The 18036-nt window shown below is 67.4% G+C and carries 18 protein-coding genes; 10 read left to right on the top strand and 8 right to left on the bottom strand.

Annotated elements, in window-relative coordinates; translation table 11 throughout:
- Positions 1–16: 16 nt before the first annotated feature.
- Complete coding sequence (locus ACP69Z_RS00915; RefSeq protein ID WP_426265678.1) at positions 17–736, top strand: c-type cytochrome; 720 nt, start codon at positions 17–19, stop codon at positions 734–736.
- A 63-nt stretch (positions 737–799) separates the two neighbouring features.
- On the opposite strand, the gene ACP69Z_RS00910 is transcribed toward ACP69Z_RS00915, so the two are convergent.
- The gene (locus ACP69Z_RS00910; protein WP_426265677.1) at positions 800–1681 is read right to left on the bottom strand and encodes an LOG family protein; all 882 of its coding nucleotides are present in this window, start codon (positions 1679–1681) and stop codon (positions 800–802) included.
- A 406-nt stretch (positions 1682–2087) separates the two neighbouring features.
- Here ACP69Z_RS00910 and ACP69Z_RS00905 point away from each other — a divergent pair, with 406 nt between their 5' ends.
- The 3 genes from ACP69Z_RS00905 (at position 2088) to ACP69Z_RS00895 (ending at position 5827) form a co-directional block, all read left to right on the top strand.
- Entirely contained in the window at positions 2088–3650 is a 1563-nt protein-coding gene (locus tag ACP69Z_RS00905) for a peptide chain release factor 3 (protein WP_426268017.1), read from the top strand.
- A 239-nt stretch (positions 3651–3889) separates the two neighbouring features.
- Positions 3890–4621 carry a hypothetical protein gene (locus ACP69Z_RS00900; RefSeq protein ID WP_426265676.1) on the top strand — a complete coding sequence of 244 codons (732 nt, stop codon included), beginning with the start codon at positions 3890–3892 and terminating at the stop codon, positions 4619–4621.
- Positions 4622–4660: 39 nt separating this feature from the next.
- Positions 4661–5827 (top strand): alpha-hydroxy acid oxidase, encoded by a 1167-nt coding sequence (locus tag ACP69Z_RS00895; protein ID WP_426265675.1) that lies wholly within the window; start codon positions 4661–4663, stop codon positions 5825–5827.
- Here ACP69Z_RS00895 and ACP69Z_RS00890 read toward each other — a convergent pair.
- The 4 genes from ACP69Z_RS00890 to sdhC form a co-directional block, all read right to left on the bottom strand.
- On the bottom strand, positions 5824–6177 hold the full coding sequence (locus ACP69Z_RS00890; protein WP_426265674.1) for a hypothetical protein: 354 nt from the start codon (positions 6175–6177) through the stop codon (positions 5824–5826). The genes ACP69Z_RS00895 and ACP69Z_RS00890 overlap by 4 nt on opposite strands.
- 101 nt (positions 6178–6278) lie before the next feature.
- Positions 6279–8081, bottom strand: coding sequence for a succinate dehydrogenase flavoprotein subunit (sdhA, locus tag ACP69Z_RS00885; protein WP_426265673.1), 1803 nt, complete (start codon positions 8079–8081; stop codon positions 6279–6281).
- On the bottom strand, positions 8081–8512 hold the full coding sequence (sdhD, locus tag ACP69Z_RS00880; protein WP_426265672.1) for a succinate dehydrogenase, hydrophobic membrane anchor protein: 432 nt from the start codon (positions 8510–8512) through the stop codon (positions 8081–8083). The genes sdhA and sdhD overlap by 1 nt, the downstream gene beginning before the upstream one ends.
- Positions 8509–8919 carry a succinate dehydrogenase, cytochrome b556 subunit gene (gene sdhC, locus ACP69Z_RS00875; RefSeq protein WP_426265671.1) on the bottom strand — a complete coding sequence of 137 codons (411 nt, stop codon included), beginning with the start codon at positions 8917–8919 and terminating at the stop codon, positions 8509–8511. The genes sdhD and sdhC overlap by 4 nt, the downstream gene beginning before the upstream one ends.
- A gap of 147 nt (positions 8920–9066) precedes the next feature.
- Between sdhC and ACP69Z_RS00870 the strand changes: the two genes are divergently transcribed.
- The 6 genes from ACP69Z_RS00870 (at position 9067) to ACP69Z_RS00845 (ending at position 14779) form a co-directional block, all read left to right on the top strand.
- Positions 9067–10407: a methyl-accepting chemotaxis protein gene (locus ACP69Z_RS00870; RefSeq protein WP_426265670.1), complete on the top strand. Its 1341-nt coding sequence runs from the start codon at positions 9067–9069 to the stop codon at positions 10405–10407.
- 13 nt (positions 10408–10420) lie between these two features.
- Positions 10421–11689 (top strand): methyl-accepting chemotaxis protein, encoded by a 1269-nt coding sequence (locus ACP69Z_RS00865; protein WP_426265669.1) that lies wholly within the window; start codon positions 10421–10423, stop codon positions 11687–11689.
- Positions 11690–11726: 37 nt separating this feature from the next.
- The gene (locus tag ACP69Z_RS00860; RefSeq protein WP_426265668.1) at positions 11727–12425 is read left to right on the top strand and encodes an SDR family NAD(P)-dependent oxidoreductase; all 699 of its coding nucleotides are present in this window, start codon (positions 11727–11729) and stop codon (positions 12423–12425) included.
- Positions 12415–13326, top strand: a complete 912-nt coding sequence (gene bla, locus ACP69Z_RS00855) for a subclass B3 metallo-beta-lactamase (RefSeq protein WP_426265667.1) — start codon at positions 12415–12417, stop codon at positions 13324–13326. The genes ACP69Z_RS00860 and bla overlap by 11 nt, the downstream gene beginning before the upstream one ends.
- Positions 13323–14201: a 50S ribosomal protein L11 methyltransferase gene (locus ACP69Z_RS00850; protein WP_426265666.1), complete on the top strand. Its 879-nt coding sequence runs from the start codon at positions 13323–13325 to the stop codon at positions 14199–14201. The genes bla and ACP69Z_RS00850 overlap by 4 nt, the downstream gene beginning before the upstream one ends.
- Before the next feature lie 92 nt (positions 14202–14293).
- Positions 14294–14779 (top strand): hypothetical protein, encoded by a 486-nt coding sequence (locus tag ACP69Z_RS00845; RefSeq protein WP_426265665.1) that lies wholly within the window; start codon positions 14294–14296, stop codon positions 14777–14779.
- A gap of 12 nt (positions 14780–14791) precedes the next feature.
- On the opposite strand, the gene ligA is transcribed toward ACP69Z_RS00845, so the two are convergent.
- Genes ligA through ACP69Z_RS00830 form a run of 3 tightly spaced genes read right to left on the bottom strand, consistent with a single transcriptional unit; the run spans position 14792 to position 18029 of the window.
- The gene (ligA, locus tag ACP69Z_RS00840) at positions 14792–16810 is read right to left on the bottom strand and encodes an NAD-dependent DNA ligase LigA (protein WP_426265664.1); all 2019 of its coding nucleotides are present in this window, start codon (positions 16808–16810) and stop codon (positions 14792–14794) included.
- A complete protein-coding gene (locus ACP69Z_RS00835) occupies positions 16807–17322 on the bottom strand; it encodes a DUF1697 domain-containing protein (protein ID WP_426265663.1) in 516 nt (171 codons plus the stop codon). Before ACP69Z_RS00835 ends, ligA begins: the two co-directional genes overlap by 4 nt.
- Positions 17319–18029 carry a dienelactone hydrolase family protein gene (locus ACP69Z_RS00830; protein ID WP_426265662.1) on the bottom strand — a complete coding sequence of 237 codons (711 nt, stop codon included), beginning with the start codon at positions 18027–18029 and terminating at the stop codon, positions 17319–17321. The genes ACP69Z_RS00835 and ACP69Z_RS00830 overlap by 4 nt, the downstream gene beginning before the upstream one ends.
- Positions 18030–18036: the final 7 nt, after the last annotated feature.

Genomic DNA, 18036 nt, shown 5'->3' with positions numbered 1-18036 from the left:
CGCACAAAGACCGCACATGCAGGACAATAACAACACCATCGCCGGCTGGGTTCTGTTCGCCGGGATCGTCGCGCTGGGCGGCACCTTGGCCTCGGGCATCGTCTTCCATGGTGAGCGGCCCGAAACGATGGGCTATCCGATCGAAGGCGTGGTCGAAGAAGGCGGCAGCGGCGAGGCCGAGCAGCCGATCGAATTCTATCTCGCCAGCGCCGACGCCGCCAAGGGCGCCGACGTGTTCAAGAAGTGCCAGGCGTGCCACACGGTCGACAAGGGCGCGGCCAATGGCCTTGGCCCCAATCTCTACGGTGCGCTGGGCAAGCCGCACGGGCACGTACCGGGCTTTGCCTATTCGGACGCGCTGAAGGGCGTGCCGGGCGTGTGGGACTGGAAGAGCATGAGCGAGTGGCTCGCCAACCCCAAGAAATATGCGCCGGGCACCAAGATGACCTTTGCCGGCCTCAGCAACCCCGAGGACCGGGCCAACGTCATCGCCTTCCTCAACAGCAAGAGCGACGCCCCGCTCCCGCTGCCCGCCGCTCCGGTCGCTTCGACCCCGGGCGCAGCCGGGGACAAGGCGGCTAGCGAAGCCGACGATGCCGGCGCGCAGAAGGCCGAGAACGAGCCGGTGCTGACCGAGCAGGAAGCCCAGAATGGCGGCATGGCCAACGTCCGCGGCGAAGGCGCACCCAAGGTCAGCGCGCCGGGAACCACGGCGGCTCCTGCTCCCAAGCAGTAAGGGTCAGATCCTCACAAGAAAAAAGGGCTCCGGCGGCAAACCGGAGCCCTTTTTCGTGGCGGGCTATTCCGCCGCGGCCCTGGCCTCTTCACGAGCGTAATAGTCGCAGACGTGGCCCCAGCCTTCCTCGGCGGTTTCGCACCAGGTGAGGAGATCGAGGTCGCGCTCGGAGATGACGCCTTCTTCGACCAGAGCCTCGAAGTTCACTACTCGCTCCCAGAACTCGCGTCCGTAGAGGAGGATGGGGAGCGGGCGGACCTTGCCGGTCTGGATCAGGGTCAGCAGCTCGAACATCTCGTCGAAGGTGCCGAAGCCGCCCGGGAACACCGCCACTGCGCGGGCGCGGAGCAGGAAGTGCATCTTGCGCAGCGCGAAATAGTGGAACTGGAAGCTGAGCGACGGCGTGACATAGGGGTTAGGCAGCTGCTCGTGCGGAAGCACGATGTTGAGCCCGATGCTCTCCGCTCCGACGTCCTGCGCACCGCGATTGGCGGCTTCCATGAACGACGGCCCGCCGCCCGAGCAGACCACGAAGTGACGCTGGCCGTCCTCGTCACGGTCGGTCTTGCTGACTAGCCGCGCCAGTTCGCGCGCAACATCGTAGTAATGCGACTTGGCGACAAGGCGCTCGGCGATGAGCTTCTCCTTGTCGGTCCGGGCCGCGGCGAGCAGGGCCTTGGCCTTTTCCGGCTCGGGCACGCGGGCGGAGCCGTAGAAGACGAAGGTCGAGCCGATCTTCTGTTCGTCGAGGAACAGTTCGGGCTTCAGGAGCTCGAGCTGGAAGCGCACGGGGCGCAGGTCCGGGCGGAGCAGGAAGTCCTTGTCCTGAAACGCGAGGTCGTAGGCCGCATGTTCGGTCTGCGGGCTGGACGGGATGTGCTTGGCAGCTTCGGCGTCGACCTTGGCGTCGGGAAAGATGCGCTTGGGGGGTACTGGATCAGTCATAAGCGGCCGCGCTTAGCCGAGGTGAACGGGTTTCCCAAGAACTTAGGTTTGCGCTCGGGAGGAGCAGGTCGGAAGCGAAGTTCTCGAAGTTCACATAGGGCGGGGGTGCGGCGGCCGGCGAAGTTCTCGAAGTTCGCATAGGGGCGGGGTTCGCCGCGTGCCCGCTGCACCACCCACGGCTCGAACTGACCGGGATGGGAGCGTAGACGAACCATGAAGGTTAGTGGAGCAGGCGCAATCCTACCTTGCAAGACCCGCCTCTTCGCCTTTTCGCGCCTTTGCACTACATGGCTGGTCAGATCGAAGAACCGGGCGCGAGTTGCCCCGGGCAGGAGCTACTTTCTTGAACATCGCGACCACTACCTTCGGCGACCCGGCGCGCGCTGGCGACGCGTCGTTCAGCGCGCTGGAGCGGCGGACCTTTGCAATCATCTCGCACCCTGACGCCGGCAAGACCACGCTGACCGAAAGCCTGCTCCACGCCGCCGGGGCGGTGCACGAAGCGGGCGAGGTCAAGGCGCGCGGCGACCGGCGGCGGGCGCGGTCGGACTGGATGAAGATCGAGCAGCAGCGCGGGATTTCGGTCACCAGCTCGGTGATGACGTTCCAGCGGGGCGACATCCTGTTCAACCTACTCGACACGCCGGGCCACCAAGACTTTTCCGAAGACACCTATCGCACGCTGACTGCGGTCGATTGCGCGATCATGGTGATCGACGCCGCCAAGGGGATCGAGCCGCAGACCCGCAAATTGTTCGAGGTCTGCCGCATCAGGAACGTGCCGATCGTCACCTTCGTCAACAAGGTCGACCGCGAGGGCAAGAGCCCGTTCGAGCTGCTGGACGAGATTGCCGAAGTGCTTCAGCTCGACGTGTCTCCGCAGAACTGGCCGACCGGGATCGGCGGGCTGTTCCATGGCTTGTATGACCTGCGCCGTTCACAACTGCTGGTGGTCGATCGCAGCGACGGCGTGGCGCCGGGCCGCTGGATCGATGCGGAGAGCGTCGACGATCCGGCGATCGCCGCCGCCATTCCGGCCGACGCCGCGGCCAGCCTCAGCGAGGAAGGCGGCCTTGCGCTCGCTTCCTATCCCGAGTTTGACCTTGCCGCCTTCCGTTCGGGCGACCTGACGCCGGTGGTATTCGGCAGCGCGCTCAGGGGCTTCGGGATCGAGCAATTGCTCGACATTCTGGCCGACGACGGGCCGCCGCCGCAGCCGCAGCCTGCGCGGCCCGCGCCGATCGACCCGGCCGAGCCGCGGCTGACCGGCTTCGTGTTCAAGGTGCAGGCCAACATGGACCCCAACCACCGCGACCGGGTGGCCTTCGTGCGGATCTGCTCGGGCAAGCTGACGCGTGGCATGAAGGTGCTGAACAGCCGCGGCGGCAAGGCGCTCGCGCTGCACAACCCGATCACCTTCTTCGCGCGCGATCGCGAGCTGGCGCATGGCGCGGTGGCCGGCGACATCGTCGGTATCCCCAACCACGGCACCTTGCGAGTCGGCGACACGCTGACCGAGAAGGGCGAGACCGTGTTCACCGGCCTGCCCGACTTCGCGCCCGAGATTCTGCGCCGCGTCCGGCTGAGTGACCCGCTCAAGGTCAAGCAGATGCGGCGGGGCCTTGCCGATCTGGCCGAGGAAGGCGTCATCCGCCTGTTCAAGCCAGCGCTTGGGTCGGCGTGGATCGTGGGCGTGATCGGCGAGCTGCAGCTGGACGTGCTGCAGACCCGGCTGGAGCAGGAATATGGCGCGAAGCTCGAGTTCGAGCCGTCGCCTTACGAGGTCGCGCGGTGGGTCCGGGCGGAGGATCCTGCCGAACTCAAGAAGCTGACCGAAGCGCTGCGATCGAACATGGCCGAAGACCAGGACGGTGTGCCGGTGCTGCTGATGCGCAATGCCTGGGAGCATGGGCGATTCGAGCAGGAGTGGCCGGCGATCACTTTCAGCGCGGTGCGCGAGCGGAGCTAAGCCGAAGGCGGTTGCCGGAACCAAAGCACGCCGCAGCCGCTCCTCCCTCCAAAGGAGAAGATTCATGTTGCGACGCCTGCTGATGACCTTTGGTCTGAGTTATCTGATGAAGCGCCTTGCCGGGGGCCGCCGTCCCGGCGTCCGCCGCTACTAACAAGACATCGCGATCCCCGGTGCAGTCCTCGTGCTGCACCGGTGAGTGAGTTCGCGCAACGCTGCGGGAGAGCCGGATGCGGTTCATGGATCTGAGTTCATGGCACGGCATCCTGGTCTCGATCGGCGGTCTTGCGCTGGTGACCCTGATCGGGGTCGGCATCCGCCTGCTGGTGATGATGACCATCCAGCAGCGCCGGGAGCGGATGAACCGGCAGATCAACGAGCGGCTGCGCACCCTGATCGCGGCGTATCGGACGTTAGGCGGGTCGTTCACCGGAGACCTTGCGGTCGATCCGTCGCATTTGCGTGATCGGCGCCCGTCGGCGATCGATGCCGACGGCGATGGCATGCCCGATCGCGCGGTCGATCTGTCGCCCGAAGCGCTTGGGTCGGACCGCTCGCGCCGGATCCGCGATGCGGTGGAGGCGGCGCTGGCCGACATCCTGCTGCTCGGCACCGACGAACATGTCCGCTTGGCCGAGCGTGCCGCAAGCGAATTGGTGGCGGGACGCAAGGTGCACACCCACGAGCTGGTGGTCGCGCTTCGCGACTATGTCCGGGAGGCCTTGCAGCTCGACCCGATCCCGAGCGACGTCGCCGCATCGATCCCCTTTCAGGGCCCGACCCGGCCGGCGAGCGGCGGCGGCGGCAAGGGCCGGGGCGGCGGTGACGGCGAGCGCGGTGGCGGCGGTGGTCGCGGCGGTGGCGGTGGCGGCATGGGCATGGGCGGCGGCATGGCTGTTGGCGGTGTCGGCCTTGGGGTCGGGGCCGGGGCGGCGGCGGAAAGCGAGAGCGACGAGCGGCCGGCGGGCTGACCCTTTCGCTTGAGATGCGGCGTCGGCTAGGCTGCGCGAATGGGCAGGACCGGGCGCGTTTCACGCGCCAACAATATCGCCGATCTGAGGGTGCTGGCGCAGCGGCGGCTGCCGCGGCCGATCTTCGATTATATCGATGGCGGCGCGGATGATGAGCTGAGCCTCGCGCGGAACAGCGCGGCGTTTGGCGATTACGAGATCGTGCCCGATGTGCTGACGGACGTGTCGCAGATTGCGACCGAGGCGCGGGTGTTCGGCGAAGCAGTGCGCTGGCCGCTGATGCTGGCGCCGACCGGGCTGACGCGGATGTTCCACGGGCAAGCCGAGCTGGCGGTGGCGCGCGCGGCGGCGAAGCACGGCTTGCTTTACAGCCTGTCCACGCTGGGGACGACGCGGTTGGAGGATCTGGCCGAGGCGTTCGGCGGGCCGAAGGTATTTCAAATCTATATCTTCAAGGATCGCGGGCTGACCCGTGAGTTCGTCGCGCGGTGCCGGGATGCGGGCTTTCACGGGCTGGCGCTGACGGTCGATACGCCGGTCGCGGGCAACCGGGAGCGGGACCGGGTCAACGGCCTGTCGCTGCCGCCGAAGCTCACGTGGCGTTCGCTGCTGAGCTTTGCCGCGTATCCGGGCTGGTCGTTGCCGGCGCTGCGCGGTCACCGCTTCGACTTCGCCAATGTCAGTCACCGGGTCGACGCACTGGCGGCCGGGCCGATGAGCCTGTTCGACTATATCGGCGGACAGTTCGACCGCAGCCTGACCTGGCGCGACGTCGAATGGCTCGCGGCGGAATGGGGTGGGCCGTTGGCGATCAAGGGGCTGATGACGCCGGAGGATGCAAAGCGCGCGATCGCGTCAGGTGCGAGCGGGGTGATGGTGTCGAACCACGGCGGCCGGCAGCTCGACGGAGCGCCCGCGCCAATCGATCAGATCGCGGCGGTGCGCGACGCGCTGGGCGATGGGCCGGACGTCATCTGCGACGGCGGCATCCGGCGCGGGTCGGACGTGGTGAAGGCTTTGGCGTTGGGCGCGACCGCCTGTTCGATCGGGCGACCGTATCTCTACGGCCTCGCGGCAGGCGGGGAGGCCGGCGTCGATCGCGCGCTCACCCTGCTGCGCGAAGAGTTCGAACGGACGCTGGCGCTGGCTGGGATCAACGCCATCGCCCGGCTCGAGCGCCGACACGTGCGCCGCCTCCGTCGCTAGGTCCGCTTGGCAAGGGGGTGCACAAGCGCGCCGCCGAGCATGGCTCCAACAAGTCCGATCGCGGCCGCGATGGCAAGGCCGGCAAGTCCGATCTTTCCGTTGAGACCAAGCTGGCTGAGGGTCACAGCGGTGGCCAGCACGAAGATGGCACCGGCGACAAGGCCAACCATCGCCGCTTTGCCGACGTCGGCGCCGTAGCTGTCGCGATTGCCGCCGCGGCTGGTCCACACCGCCAGCGCGCCGGCGAGAAATGGCCAGACCAAGGGCCAGGCATGGCTGTTGTTGATCATCGCATGGGCAAAGAACAGCAGGCCGCCGCCAAAGCCGAACAACAGGGATCGCTTGTCCATCAGGTCACTCCACCGCTGCCCGCTCGCTCAGGGGAACGAGGCAGGTGCGGCGGGGTTGCGGGACCAGACGGGCTATTCGACGAACGGCACGGCCGCTCGTATCAATACACGCGCGCCTTGGGCTTGATGTAGCCGATCTCGTCGGTGAGCGTGTAATCGTGGACCGGACGGTAATCGATCTTGACCCCGCCGCCGGTGCCGCCCCAGCCGTCGAACCAGGCAATGGTGTGCTTCATCCAGTTGGCGTCGTCGCGATCGGGGAAGTCCTCGTGCATGTGCGCGCCGCGGCTTTCCTTGCGGTTGCTGGCGCTGTGCATGGTGACGACCGCCTGGGCGAGCATGTTGTCGAGTTCCATCGTCTCGACGAGGTCGGTGTTCCAGATCAGGCTGCGGTCGGTGACCTTTACGTCGCCGAGGCCGCGGTAGATGGAGTCGATCTTGCCGACGCCTTCGGCCAGCGTGCGCTCGGTGCGGAATACGGCGCAATCGGCCTGCATGGTGCGCTGCATCTCGTTGCGGAGCTGCGCGGTCGGAGTGCCGCCCTCAGCGTGGCGGAACTTGTCGAGACGGCCGAGCGAGAGGTCGGCGCTGTCCTGCGGCAGCAGTTTCTGCGCGGCCGAGGGCTTCAAGATCTCGCCGAGACGGAGACCCGCGGCGCGGCCGAACACGACGAGATCGATCAGGCTGTTGGAGCCGAGGCGGTTGGCGCCGTGAACGGACACGCAGGCCGCTTCGCCGACCGCGAACAGGCCGGGGACGACGCTATCGGGCTCGCCGTCCTTCAGGGTCACGACTTCGCCGTGATAGTTGGTCGGGATGCCGCCCATGTTGTAGTGGACGGTCGGCGTGACCGGGATCGGTTCGCGGGTCAGGTCGACGCCGGCGAAGATCTTGGCTGTTTCGGTGATGCCGGGCAGGCGCTCGGCCAGGATCTTGGGATCGATATGGTCGAGGTGGAGGAAGATGTGGTCGCCGCTCTTGCCGACGCCGCGGCCTTCGCGGATTTCCATTGCCATCGAGCGCGACACGACGTCGCGGCTGGCGAGGTCCTTGGCCGACGGGGCGTAGCGTTCCATGAAGCGCTCACCGGCGGAATTGGTAAGGTAGCCGCCTTCGCCGCGCGCGCCTTCGGTGATGAGCACGCCGGCGCCGTAGATGCCGGTCGGGTGGAACTGGACGAATTCCATGTCCTGCAACGGCAGGCCGGCGCGGAGCACCATGGCGTTGCCGTCGCCGGTGCAGGTGTGCGCCGAGGTGGCGGAGAAGTAGCAACGGCCGTAACCGCCGGTCGCCAGCACGATGGCCTGCGCGCGGAAGCGGTGGATCGAGCCGTCTTCCATGCACAGCGCCATCAGGCCGCGGCATTCGCCGTCGACCATGATCAGGTCGAGCGCGAAATATTCCACGAAGAAGTCGGCGTCGTAGCGCAGGCTCTGCTGATAGAGCGTGTGCAGCATCGCATGACCGGTGCGGTCGGCGGCGGCGCAGGTGCGCTGCGCGGCGGGGCCTTCGCCCATGTTCTGGGTCATGCCGCCGAACGCGCGCTGGTAGATCTTGCCTTCGTCGGTGCGGCTGAAGGGCAGACCGGCGTGTTCCAGCTCGTAAACCGCCGCCGGCGCTTCGCGGCAAAGATATTCGATCGCGTCCTGGTCGCCGAGCCAGTCGGAACCCTTGACGGTATCGTACATGTGCCAGGTCCAGTGGTCCGGGCCCATGTTGCCGAGCGACGCGGCGATGCCGCCCTGCGCCGCGACGGTGTGGCTGCGGGTCGGGAAGACCTTTGTGACGCAGGCGGTCTTGAGGCCCTTTTCGGCCGCGCCCATGGTGGCGCGAAGCCCGGCGCCGCCCGCGCCGACAACAACGACGTCATACACGTGGTCGACGATTCTGTAGGCGGCGGTCATCAGTTGGCGGCTCCGAAAGCGATGCGGAACAGGGCGAAGGCGGCGAATGCCCCGGCCCCGACATGAAGGAAAAGACTGACGATGTGCCAGGTCATCCGGCCACCCTCGTCGCCCTGATAATCGTCGACGACCACCTTGATGCCCTCGAGGCTGTGTTCGAAGCAGAGATAGACGAACAGCGCCATCGGCACGAAGCCGAGCGGGCCAGACAGCCATTCGCGCAAGGTCGCCTGGCTGAAGTCCGGAAGCAGGACGAGGGAGACCAGGAACCAGGTGCCGAGCAGCAGCAAGGCGGCGGAGGAGACACGCTCGCGGATCCAGTGCTCGCCGCCCTGGCCGGCGGCGCCGAGGCCGCGGACCCGGCCCAGCGGGGTCTTGCCGTCGGGAACGGCGTTGCGCTCTTGGCGCCCGACTTGCTTGGGACCGGTCATGCGGCCTTCCCCAGGATGAGGGCCCAGAAGGCCACGGTCAGCAGGAAGGAGCCGGCCAGCGTCGCATAGGCCATGCGCTTGTTGGTGACGAGCTCGAACCCGGCGCCGATGTCCATGACCAGGTGGCGGACGCCCGACAATGTGTGCTGGAAGAAGCTCCAGCTCAGCGCGACGAGGCCGATCAGAACCACCGGAATGCCGAGCGGCTGCCAGCCGATGAAGCCGCTGAAGGTCGCGTAGGCGCCGGCGCTTCCGGACAGCGCCAGCAGCCACCAGGTCAGCAGGAACAGCCCTCCCACCGACAGGGCCATGCCCGTTGCGCGGTGGAGGATCGACACCAGCATGTGCGGTCCCCAGCGCCAGATGCTGAGATGCGGTGATAGCGGCCGGGCAGTATTTCGGGCCATGAACGCCTCGTTTTCGGGTCGAACCGGAAGAAGAACTGCCGCTTAGGGCGCAGGCCGGACAAGGGCAAGGCGGCAGTCGTCCTAACCCGGTCTTAACCACCGGCGCGCTAGCAGGCTCGCAAGGTTTTCGCATTCACGAGGGTTGAGATGCCGTCTGCACAGCACAAGGTTGGGAGTTACGATCTGGCACGGGCGTTCCGCCTCTACGATCCGGCGGGCGACCTGCCGGCGCGCTCGGCGGCGCTGTGGGAACGGATCTCGGTCCGTGAAATGGAGGTGGCGCGGGAGTTCTGGCGGCGTTTCTCGGCCTCGGAGGAAGTCAGGCAGCCGATGAACGCCGGGCAGATCGAGGACGCTGCCCAGCAGATACTGCCTTACATGAAGGAGAAGTTCACCCGGCTGGGCGATTCGACCTGGGTCACGATGGCCTGCGCTTACGTAGACCGCGCCATCTCGGAACGGATCAGCCTGTCGACCCTGCTGGCCAGCCTGAATGCCGCCTACCAGGGCTATTATGCCGCCATTCGTGAGAGTGATATGGAGGAAGCCGAGATCCAGGCCGCCAGCCGCACCCTTGGCGAAGTGGAGGCGATCGAGACCGACGTCTTCGTTCATCATGCGATTGCGCTGACCCGCGCGGAGGTCGATCATCGCCAGGCCGGCCAGGCCGCGGAATTCAATCGCAAGGTGATGGGCGTGGTGACCCGCTGCGTCAGTGAAAGCGACGAATTGCGCACCCATGCCAGCTCCACCTCCGCGGCGGCGCGGGGCATGCTGGGCAAGACCAGCGAGGTCGCCGCCGCCGCCGAGCAGTCGGCGGTCGCGATGCGCGAGGCCGCCCAGACCGCGGCCGGCCTGATCCGCGCGATCGAGGATGCCCGGCTCGAGGTCGAGACGGCGGCCGAGGTCGCAATGCGCGCCGGCGACCAGGCCGGCGACGCGGTGAAGGTCAGCCAGGCGCTGTCCGCCCATGTCGAAGCAATCGAATCGATCCTCGGCCTGATCCGCGACATTGCCGGGCAGACCAACCTCCTCGCGCTGAATGCGACCATCGAAGCGGCCCGGGCGGGCGATGCCGGTCGTGGGTTCGCGGTGGTGGCGCAGGAAGTGAAGAGCCTTGCCAGCCAGACGGCACGGGCGACGGACGATATTACCGCAAAGATCTCCGCGATCACCGCGGCGACCAGGCAGACGGTGGAAGCCAACGGCTCGATCCAGGGCACGGTCGAGGAAGTGCAGAGCAGCGCCGACCGCATTCGGCAGGCGATGGAATTGCAGGCGCAGACGGTGACCATGATCACTGCTGCCGTGGACGAAACCGCGCTCGCCGCCGATTCGATGAGCAGCACCATTGCCGCGATCCGCTCCGACACCGAGAATGTCGCCCGCGATATCGACGGGGTGGAGCAGGGCTTCGGCCGCTTCTCCGAACAGATCGGCGAATTCAAGATCGCCACCGCTGACTTCATCGCCAAGTTCGCAGCCTGAGGTTTCCGATCCAATGCAGACGCTGACCGCCGAACAGGTCCAGGCCCGGCTCGCCATCTATAATCGCGACGGTTCGCTGGACGCTGGCATCACAGCGTTGTGGAGCGATGCGAGCGATATCGTGATGGACGCGGTGCGCGCGCATTGGGGCGCGGAGTCTGCGGCATCGGCAGCAGCGCACTGGACCAGCAAGGTCGATGCGCAATGGGTGCTGAACGTCTGCCGCACCGGCAGCGACCTCTACGCTCACGGAATCGGGGTTGCGGCGCATATCGCGGACCGGGCGCAGGTCATCAATGCGGTGAATAGCGCGCTGGTGGAGCGGTTCGGGGGCGAGCCGGCACGGTTGGTCCAGCATCTTGGCACTTTCCAGAAAGTGACCAACTTCGAGATCGAGATCATCTGCGCGCAGGTGACGGTGATCGAAACCGGCATGGCGGCCGAAGCGCGCGGGCGGCAGAGCGAGCAGCTCGAACGCAAGGTCGCCGATCTTGTCCGTTTGTCGGCCGAGGAATCGCGGACGCTGAACGAGCGCACCGGCGCGACGGCGGCGGCGACCCGCGGGATGCTGGGCAAGACCAGCGAAGTGGCTGCGGCGGCCGAGCAATCGGCGGTGGCGATGCGTGAGGCTGCGCATACCGCCGCGGGTCTGATCCGGGCGATCGAGGATGCGCGCTCGGAGGTCGAGACGGCCGCAGGCGTTGCGCTTCGCGCCGGCGATCAGGCGGCGCAGGCGGTGAAGGTCAGCCAGGCGCTGTCGGCGCATGTGGAAGCAATCGAATCGATCCTCGGCCTCATCCGCGACATTGCCGGGCAGACCAACCTCCTCGCGCTGAATGCGACCATCGAAGCGGCCCGGGCCGGCGATGCCGGGCGCGGCTTTGCGGTGGTGGCGCAGGAGGTGAAGAGCCTTGCCAGCCAGACCGCGCGGGCGACGGACGACATTACGGCCAAGATCAGTGCCATCACCGCGGCGACCAAGCAGACGGTGGCGGCCAACGGCTCGATTCAGGGCACGGTCGAGGAGGTGCAGAACAGCGCCGACCGCATCCGCCAAGCGATGGAATTGCAGGCTCAAACGGTGACGATGATCACCGCCGCGGTCGATGAAACCGCGCTGGCCGCCGATTCGATGAGCAGCACCATCGCTGCGATCCGCTCCGACACCGAGAATGTCGCGCGCGATATCGACGGGGTGGAGCAGGGCTTCGGCCGATTCAGCAAGCAGATCGGGGAATTCAAGGCGGCCACGGCGGAGTTCATCGCGCGCTTCGCCGCCTGAGGATTGCGGGCCACTCGCTTTGGGGTAAGCGGGGGCCATGAACATCCTTCTCACCGGCGCCAGCCGGGGCATCGGTAAGGCCGCTGCCGACGCACTCACCGCCGCCGGGCACACGGTCATCGGCACTTCCACCAAGGGCGGGGAAGGCCTCCTCGCCGCCGATTTCGCCGATCCGGCGGCAGCCTCCGCCTGCTGGACGGAGGCGCTGGCCAGAGCCGGGCGGATCGGTGCGCTGGTAAACAATGCCGGCGTTTACGAGGGCATCGGCGAGGATGCGCCGGAAGCCGAGTGGCAAGCCTCATGGGCGCGGACGATGCAGGTCAATCTGCAGGCCGCGGCGGATCTTTGCCGGCTGGCGGTGGGGCACTTCAAGGAGCAGGGCGGCGGGCGGATCGTCAATGTCGCGAGCCGCGCCGGCTATCGCGGGGATTCGCCGCAGCATTGGCATTATGCCGCGTCCAAGGCGGCGCTGATCGCGGTGACCAAGACGATTGCCCGGGGGCACGCGCACGAAGGCATTTACGCCTGGGGTGTGGCGCCCGGCTTCACCGTGACCGAGATGACGCAAGAATATCTCGCCAGCCGCGGCGGCGAGAAGATCCTTGCCGACATTCCGCTCGGCCGGGTCGCGAGCGCGGCGGAGGTCGGCGAGACGATCCGCTGGCTTTCGCTTGAGGCGCCGGCAAGCACCACCGGCAGCGTGATCGACGTCAATGGAGCAAGCTATGTCCGCTAGTCTTGCGCTTCTCCTGGCGATGCAGCAGGTGGTGGTGCCCCTTGGCGGCGCGAAGCCTGCGCCAAAGTATCCGGCGCCGCTCGCCACCGCCGGGCCTGCCTTTGCGCGGGAATGCGAAGGCAAGGACGGGTGGGACGAGCCGGCGCCGCCGGTGCGGGTGCACGGCAATACTTATTACGTCGGCACCTGCGGGATCACCGCGCTGCTGCTGACCAGCCGCGACGGGCATGTGCTGATCGACACCGGCACGGAAGCGGGGGCCGAGCTTGTCGCCGCCAACATCCGGCGGCTCGGCTTCAAGCTGTCGGACGTCAAGTGGATCGTCCACAGCCACGAGCATCACGATCATGTCGGCGGCTTCGCCCGGATGCGGGCGCTGACCGGCGGGGAGGTAGCAGCTTCCATCAACGCCGCGGCGGTGCTTCGGTCGGGGCAGACCGGGTCAGGCGACCCGCAATTCGGAACCCTGCCGCGAATGGCGCCGGTGCCCGTTGCAAGGGTGCTGCGGGACGGCGACACGCTTCGGCTGGGCGGCATTCTGCTGACCGCGATCGAGACCAAGGGCCATACGCATGGGGCGCTCAGCTGGCGGTGGGTGAGCTGCGATGGCGGTGTGTGCCGGACGATGGTCTATGCCGACAGCCTGAGCCCGGTTAGCAGCGATAGCTACCGCTTCTCCGATCACCCGAACGTGGTGGCGGCGTTCCGCGCCAGCTTCGCCAAGGTGGCGGCGCTGGAGTGCGACATCGTGCTGACGCCGCACCCTTCGGCCAGCAATATGGCGGCGCGCTTCGACGGCGGGGCGGCGGCGCTGTTCGATCCGGCCGGCTGCAAGAATTATGCGGCGTCCAAGGCCAAGGCGCTCGACGAGCGGCTGGCCAAGGAGGCCTTGGCGAAATGAGCTGGCGGGTCACGCTCCCCTGCAACCGCGCCGAGGGCGAGGCGGTCGGCCAGATGGAGGATCCGTTCGCCGATCATCCCAATCCGCCGGTGATCGTCGCCGACGAGCCCGACGAACATCGCCCCGACGACTGGCGCATCCATGCTTATTTCGAGGCGGAGCCGACCGCGGCTGAGCTGGCGGTGCTGGCCGGTCTGGCGAGCGGCGAGCCGGTGATCGAGGAGCTGGCCGACGAGGATTGGGTCACCCGCAGCCAGGCCGGACTGGAGCCGATCGAGGCGGGCCGCTTCTTCGTTCGGACGCCCGCGCATGCGGCGCGCGAGGGCGCGATCAACTTCCTGATCGACGCGGGGCTGGCATTTGGGACCGGGCATCATCACACCACCTGCGGGTGCCTCGCCGCGCTCGACCGGATGGCGAGCGCCGGCAAGAGGTTCGAGCGGATCGCCGATATTGGCACGGGCACCGGGTTGCTGGCGTTCGGCGCGATGGCGCTGTGGCCGGAAGCATTGGCAATCGCGACAGACATCGATCCCATCAGCATCGATGTTACCCGCGACAATGCGCTGCTGAATGGCGTGGCGCTGGGGGAGGGACAGGGCGAGCTTGCGCTGGCGGTGGCCAACGGCATGGCGCATCCCGCATTGGCGGAACGGGCGCCATTCGACCTTCTCATCGCCAACATCCTTGCCGGGCCGCTGATCGAACTCGCCGAGGACTTCGTCGCCGCAACCGTGCGCGGTGGGACAATCCTGCTGGCCGGACTGCTCGATACGCAGGCCGACGCGGTGACCGCCGCTTATGTCGAACGCGGCTGCCGGCTGGTCGAACCGGGCGAGGGCGAGTGGCGGGTTCTAGTGCTGAAGCGTGAATGAAGCGCAGCGTGCTGCGGCTGGCCGGACATCTCACAGCACGGGCAGTCATTGCAGCCTTGCCACCACTGAAACATAAGTGACATCTGATCGTCATGGCGCGACTGCTTACCGATGCTTGCAAGGCAGAAGCCAACAGCCGGCTGGTCGTGCTGCGACTTGCCACCTTGATCTTGCGCATGCGGGCAGGGTGGGCGGAACTGTTCGGCGACTTTGATACCGCCGCCATCGCCATGGCGGTCGCCTCCATCCACGCCGATCGCCTGCTGCGCGACGAGAACGTCTCGCCGGAAGTTCGAAGCCTGGAGAAACCGCTTCCTGAGCACATGTACGGACGCTGCAACATCGCCTCCGTTGCTGTTGCGGCCGGCCTTAATCGGGAAACCGCGCGGCGGAAGATCAGCAAGCTGGTGGACGCGGGCATCCTAGAAAGGGAGGGTTCTGACGTCCGGCTGTCTGCGAACCTTGCGCAACGCAGCGACCTCATCAAGCTGGTGCGCACGCAAGTTGATCACGTCCGCAAGACCACTGACGAGCTGATGCGCGATGGCGTGATCGTGTATGAGGGCGACACCAACTGACGAGCGGCGGGCTCAAGCCTCCGCGACGATCCGCGCCCATTCTTCTTCGGTGGCGACGCGGATGCCGAGTTCTTCGGCTTTCTTGAGCTTGGACCCGGCGCCGGGTCCTGCCACCACCAGATCTGTCTTGGCACTGACCGAGCCGGCGGCGCGGGCGCCGAGGCGCTCGGCCTGCGCCTTGGCTTCGTCGCGGCTCATGGTTTCGAGGCTGCCGGTGAAGACGATGGTCTTGCCGCTCCATTCCGTCTCACGTGCCTGACTGACGAAGGGGGCGGGGGCGGCGAGGGACAGGAGCGCCGCCACTTCCTCACGGTTATGGGCTTCGTGGAAGAAGTCGTGCACCGCTTCGGCGACCACGGGGCCGACGCCTTCGACGGCGGAGAGTTCGGCGGTGCCGGTGTCGCTGAGGGCCGCTGCCTCAAGCGCCTCGATGGTGCCAAAGCATTTCAGCAGGTCGCGCGCGGTGACGATGCCGACGTGGCGGATGCCGAGGCCGAACAGCAGGCGGGCGCTGTCGAAGCCCTTGCGCGAACGAATCGCGGCGAGAAGGGCATCGACGCTTTTCTCCTTCCAGCCTTCGCGGCCGAGGATCTGCTCGCGGCGGAGACGGAAGATGTCCGAGGGTTTCTCGATCAGCCCGGCGTCGGAGAAATCGACGATGGTCTTTTCGCCCAGCCCCTCGATGTCCATCGCGCCGCGGCTGACGAAATGCTTGAGGCGTTCGAGGCGCTGGGCCGGGCAGACGAGGCCGCCGGTGCAGCGGATATCGACCTCGCCTTCCTCTGCGACGGCTTCGGAGCCGCAGGCAGGGCAGTGGTCGGGGTAGTGAAAGGCGGGCCGGTCCTCGTCGCGGGTGAGGTTTTCGACCACCTGCGGGATGACGTCGCCGGCGCGTTGTATGCGGACGCGGTCACCTTCACGCAGGCCGAGGCGGGCGATTTCGTCGCGGTTGTGGAGGGTGACGTTGCTGACGATGACCCCGCCGACGCCGACGGGGCGCAATCGGCCGATCGGGGTCAGCTTGCCGGTGCGACCGACCTGGATCTCGATCCGCTCGAGCGTGGTCTCGGCTTTCTCGGCCGGAAACTTGTGGGCGATCGCCCAGCGGGGGGCGCGGCCGACGAAGCCCAGGCGCTCCTGCCAGTCGAGGCGGTCGAGCTTGTAGACGACGCCGTCGATGTCGAACGGCAGGTCGGCGCGGGCGTGCTCGATCACGGCATAATGGGCGAGGGCGGCGCCGGCCTCGGGGAACAGGCCGAAGCGCTCGTCGACCGGGAAGCCGAGGGTGCGGAGGCGTTCGACCGCCTCGTTCTGGGTGGCGCCGAGGGGTGCCGAGAGTTCGCCCCAGCCGTGAGCAAGGAAGCGCAAGGGGCGGGCGGCGGTCACGCCTGGGTCCTTCTGGCGGAGCGATCCCGCGGCGCCGTTGCGCGGGTTGGCGAACACTTTGCCGCCGCTGGCCGCCTGGCGCTCGTTCAGGGCGGCGAAGTCGGCCTTGCTCATGTAGACCTCGCCGCGCACCTCCAGCACGTCCGGCGCGCCGGTGAGGGTCTGCGGGATATCGGCAATGGTGCGGACGTTGGCGGTGACGTCTTCGCCCACCGTGCCATCGCCGCGAGTGGCGGCGAGGACCAATGCGCCGTTTTCGTAGCGGAGCGAGGCGGACAGGCCGTCGATCTTGGGCTCGGCGGTCAGGGCGACCCGCTCGGTCTCGGGCAGCGAGAGGAAACGGCGGACGCGGCGGACGAAGTCGTGGACGTCCTCGGCGCTGAACGCATTCTCCAGGCTCAGCATCGGCCGCGCATGCGTGACCTTGGCGAGCGCGGTTGAGGGCGCGGCGCCGACCTGCGCGTTGGGGGAATCGGCGCGGATCAGGTGCGGGAAGGCGGCTTCGAGCTCGTTATTCTCGCGGATCAGCGCGTCATAGTCGGCGTCGCTGATCTCCGGCGCGTCCTGGTCGTGGTAGAGCTTGTTGTGCCGCGCGATCTCTTTCGCGAGGGTGCGCAGGCGGCGGCCGGCTTCCGCTTCGGTCATGGCATGGCGTCCAGCAGGGCGGCGATCTTGGCAACGCTGTTCATGTTGCGCGCGGTGCCGGCGGCGACGGCGGGTAGCTTGAGCTTGGTCGAGCCGATGCCCTCGCCATAGCTGACGTAGATGGCACGGGGGCCGAGCGCCATGCGCTCGCCGGCCACGTTGCGCGCGTCGTCGAGCATCGCCTGCTTCGGTTCGGCATCGACAACGTGGGCCATGACGCGGCTGCCCTTGTCATCGGTGAAGGGGTTCCGGGCGGCAAGGTTGGCCATCTCGCTGGCGGAACGCACGAACACCGGAATGGCTCGGCCGAAGAAGTCGGCGACCTTGGCGGCGATGCTGGCCTGCACCTGCTGCTCGCTCAGGTCGCTGGCGAAGAGGAGGTTGCCGCTGGCGATGAAGGTGCGGACGTTTTCGAACCCGCATTCCTCGCCCATCCGCTTCAGGTCGGCCATCGGCAGTTTGCCGGTGCCGGACACGTTCACCGCGCGGAGCAGCGCGACGTAGGCGGTCACCCGAACAGCTCGTCCAGATAGTCCTGAAGCGCGGCCCAGCTGCGGCGCGAAGCGGTCGGGCTGTAGTCGACGTTGGGGATGCCGAGTGCGGCGGCCCCGGGGTTGGTGAAGGCGTGGCCGGTGTGGCCGTAGCCGTGGATTTGCCAGTCGGCGCCAGCTTCGGTCAGCTCCTTGGCGAGGGCCACAACAGCCTCGGGCGGGACCATCGGGTCGTTCCAGCCATGCAGGGCGAGCACCTTGGCCTTGATCGGCTGGGGGCTAAGATCAGGGGCGTCGAACAGGCCGTGGAAGCTCGCGACGCCGGCGATGTCCGCGCCGGAGCGGGCAAGGTCGAGGACGCAGAGGCCGCCGAAGCAATAGCCGATGGCGGCGATGCGGGCGGCGTCGGTGCCTTCCTGTGCCTTGGCTACCTCCACCAGATCGAGCATCCGGTCGCGCAAGGCGGCGCGGTCGGACTTGAGGTCGGTCATGTGGGCGAAGGCCGCGTCGCGCTCGGTCGCGGGGTTGTAGCTCTTGCCCCAGAGATCGGCGACGAGGCACGCGAAGCCGCGATCGGCGAGCTTGCGGGCGAAGCCGAGTTCGAGCTCGCTGACCCCGCAGAAGGTCGGCACGATGATGACGGTGCCCCGCACTGCGCCGCCGGTGCCGACGTGGACGCTGTGCAGCTCTTGGCCGCGGAAGCTGTGGGCAATCGTGCGTTCGCTCATATTCGGT

The sequence above is a fragment of the Sphingomonas sp. LHG3443-2 genome (assembly GCF_049896405.1).
Taxonomy (GTDB): Bacteria; Pseudomonadota; Alphaproteobacteria; order Sphingomonadales; family Sphingomonadaceae; genus Sphingomicrobium.
Note: the sequence above shows the minus strand (reverse complement) of the source record. Positions and strands in the feature narration are given on the sequence as shown.

Bases quoted from the DNA above. Each gene is read 5' to 3' on its own strand.
- ACP69Z_RS00915 (WP_426265678.1), top strand. From the start codon at position 17: ATGCAGGACAATAACAACACCATCGCCGGCTGGGTTCTGTTCGCCGGG.
- ACP69Z_RS00910 (WP_426265677.1), bottom strand. From the start codon at position 1,681: ATGACTGATCCAGTACCCCCCAAGCGCATCTTTCCCGACGCCAAGGTC.
- ACP69Z_RS00900 (WP_426265676.1), top strand. From the start codon at position 3,890: ATGGATCTGAGTTCATGGCACGGCATCCTGGTCTCGATCGGCGGTCTT.
- ACP69Z_RS00895 (WP_426265675.1), top strand. From the start codon at position 4,661: ATGGGCAGGACCGGGCGCGTTTCACGCGCCAACAATATCGCCGATCTG.
- ACP69Z_RS00890 (WP_426265674.1), bottom strand. From the start codon at position 6,177: ATGGACAAGCGATCCCTGTTGTTCGGCTTTGGCGGCGGCCTGCTGTTC.
- sdhA (WP_426265673.1), bottom strand. From the start codon at position 8,081: ATGACCGCCGCCTACAGAATCGTCGACCACGTGTATGACGTCGTTGTT.
- sdhD (WP_426265672.1), bottom strand. From the start codon at position 8,512: ATGACCGGTCCCAAGCAAGTCGGGCGCCAAGAGCGCAACGCCGTTCCC.
- sdhC (WP_426265671.1), bottom strand. From the start codon at position 8,919: ATGGCCCGAAATACTGCCCGGCCGCTATCACCGCATCTCAGCATCTGG.
- ACP69Z_RS00870 (WP_426265670.1), top strand. From the start codon at position 9,067: ATGCCGTCTGCACAGCACAAGGTTGGGAGTTACGATCTGGCACGGGCG.
- ACP69Z_RS00865 (WP_426265669.1), top strand. From the start codon at position 10,421: ATGCAGACGCTGACCGCCGAACAGGTCCAGGCCCGGCTCGCCATCTAT.
- ACP69Z_RS00860 (WP_426265668.1), top strand. From the start codon at position 11,727: ATGAACATCCTTCTCACCGGCGCCAGCCGGGGCATCGGTAAGGCCGCT.
- bla (WP_426265667.1), top strand. From the start codon at position 12,415: ATGTCCGCTAGTCTTGCGCTTCTCCTGGCGATGCAGCAGGTGGTGGTG.
- ACP69Z_RS00850 (WP_426265666.1), top strand. From the start codon at position 13,323: ATGAGCTGGCGGGTCACGCTCCCCTGCAACCGCGCCGAGGGCGAGGCG.
- ACP69Z_RS00845 (WP_426265665.1), top strand. From the start codon at position 14,294: ATGGCGCGACTGCTTACCGATGCTTGCAAGGCAGAAGCCAACAGCCGG.
- ligA (WP_426265664.1), bottom strand. From the start codon at position 16,810: ATGACCGAAGCGGAAGCCGGCCGCCGCCTGCGCACCCTCGCGAAAGAG.
- ACP69Z_RS00830 (WP_426265662.1), bottom strand. From the start codon at position 18,029: ATGAGCGAACGCACGATTGCCCACAGCTTCCGCGGCCAAGAGCTGCAC.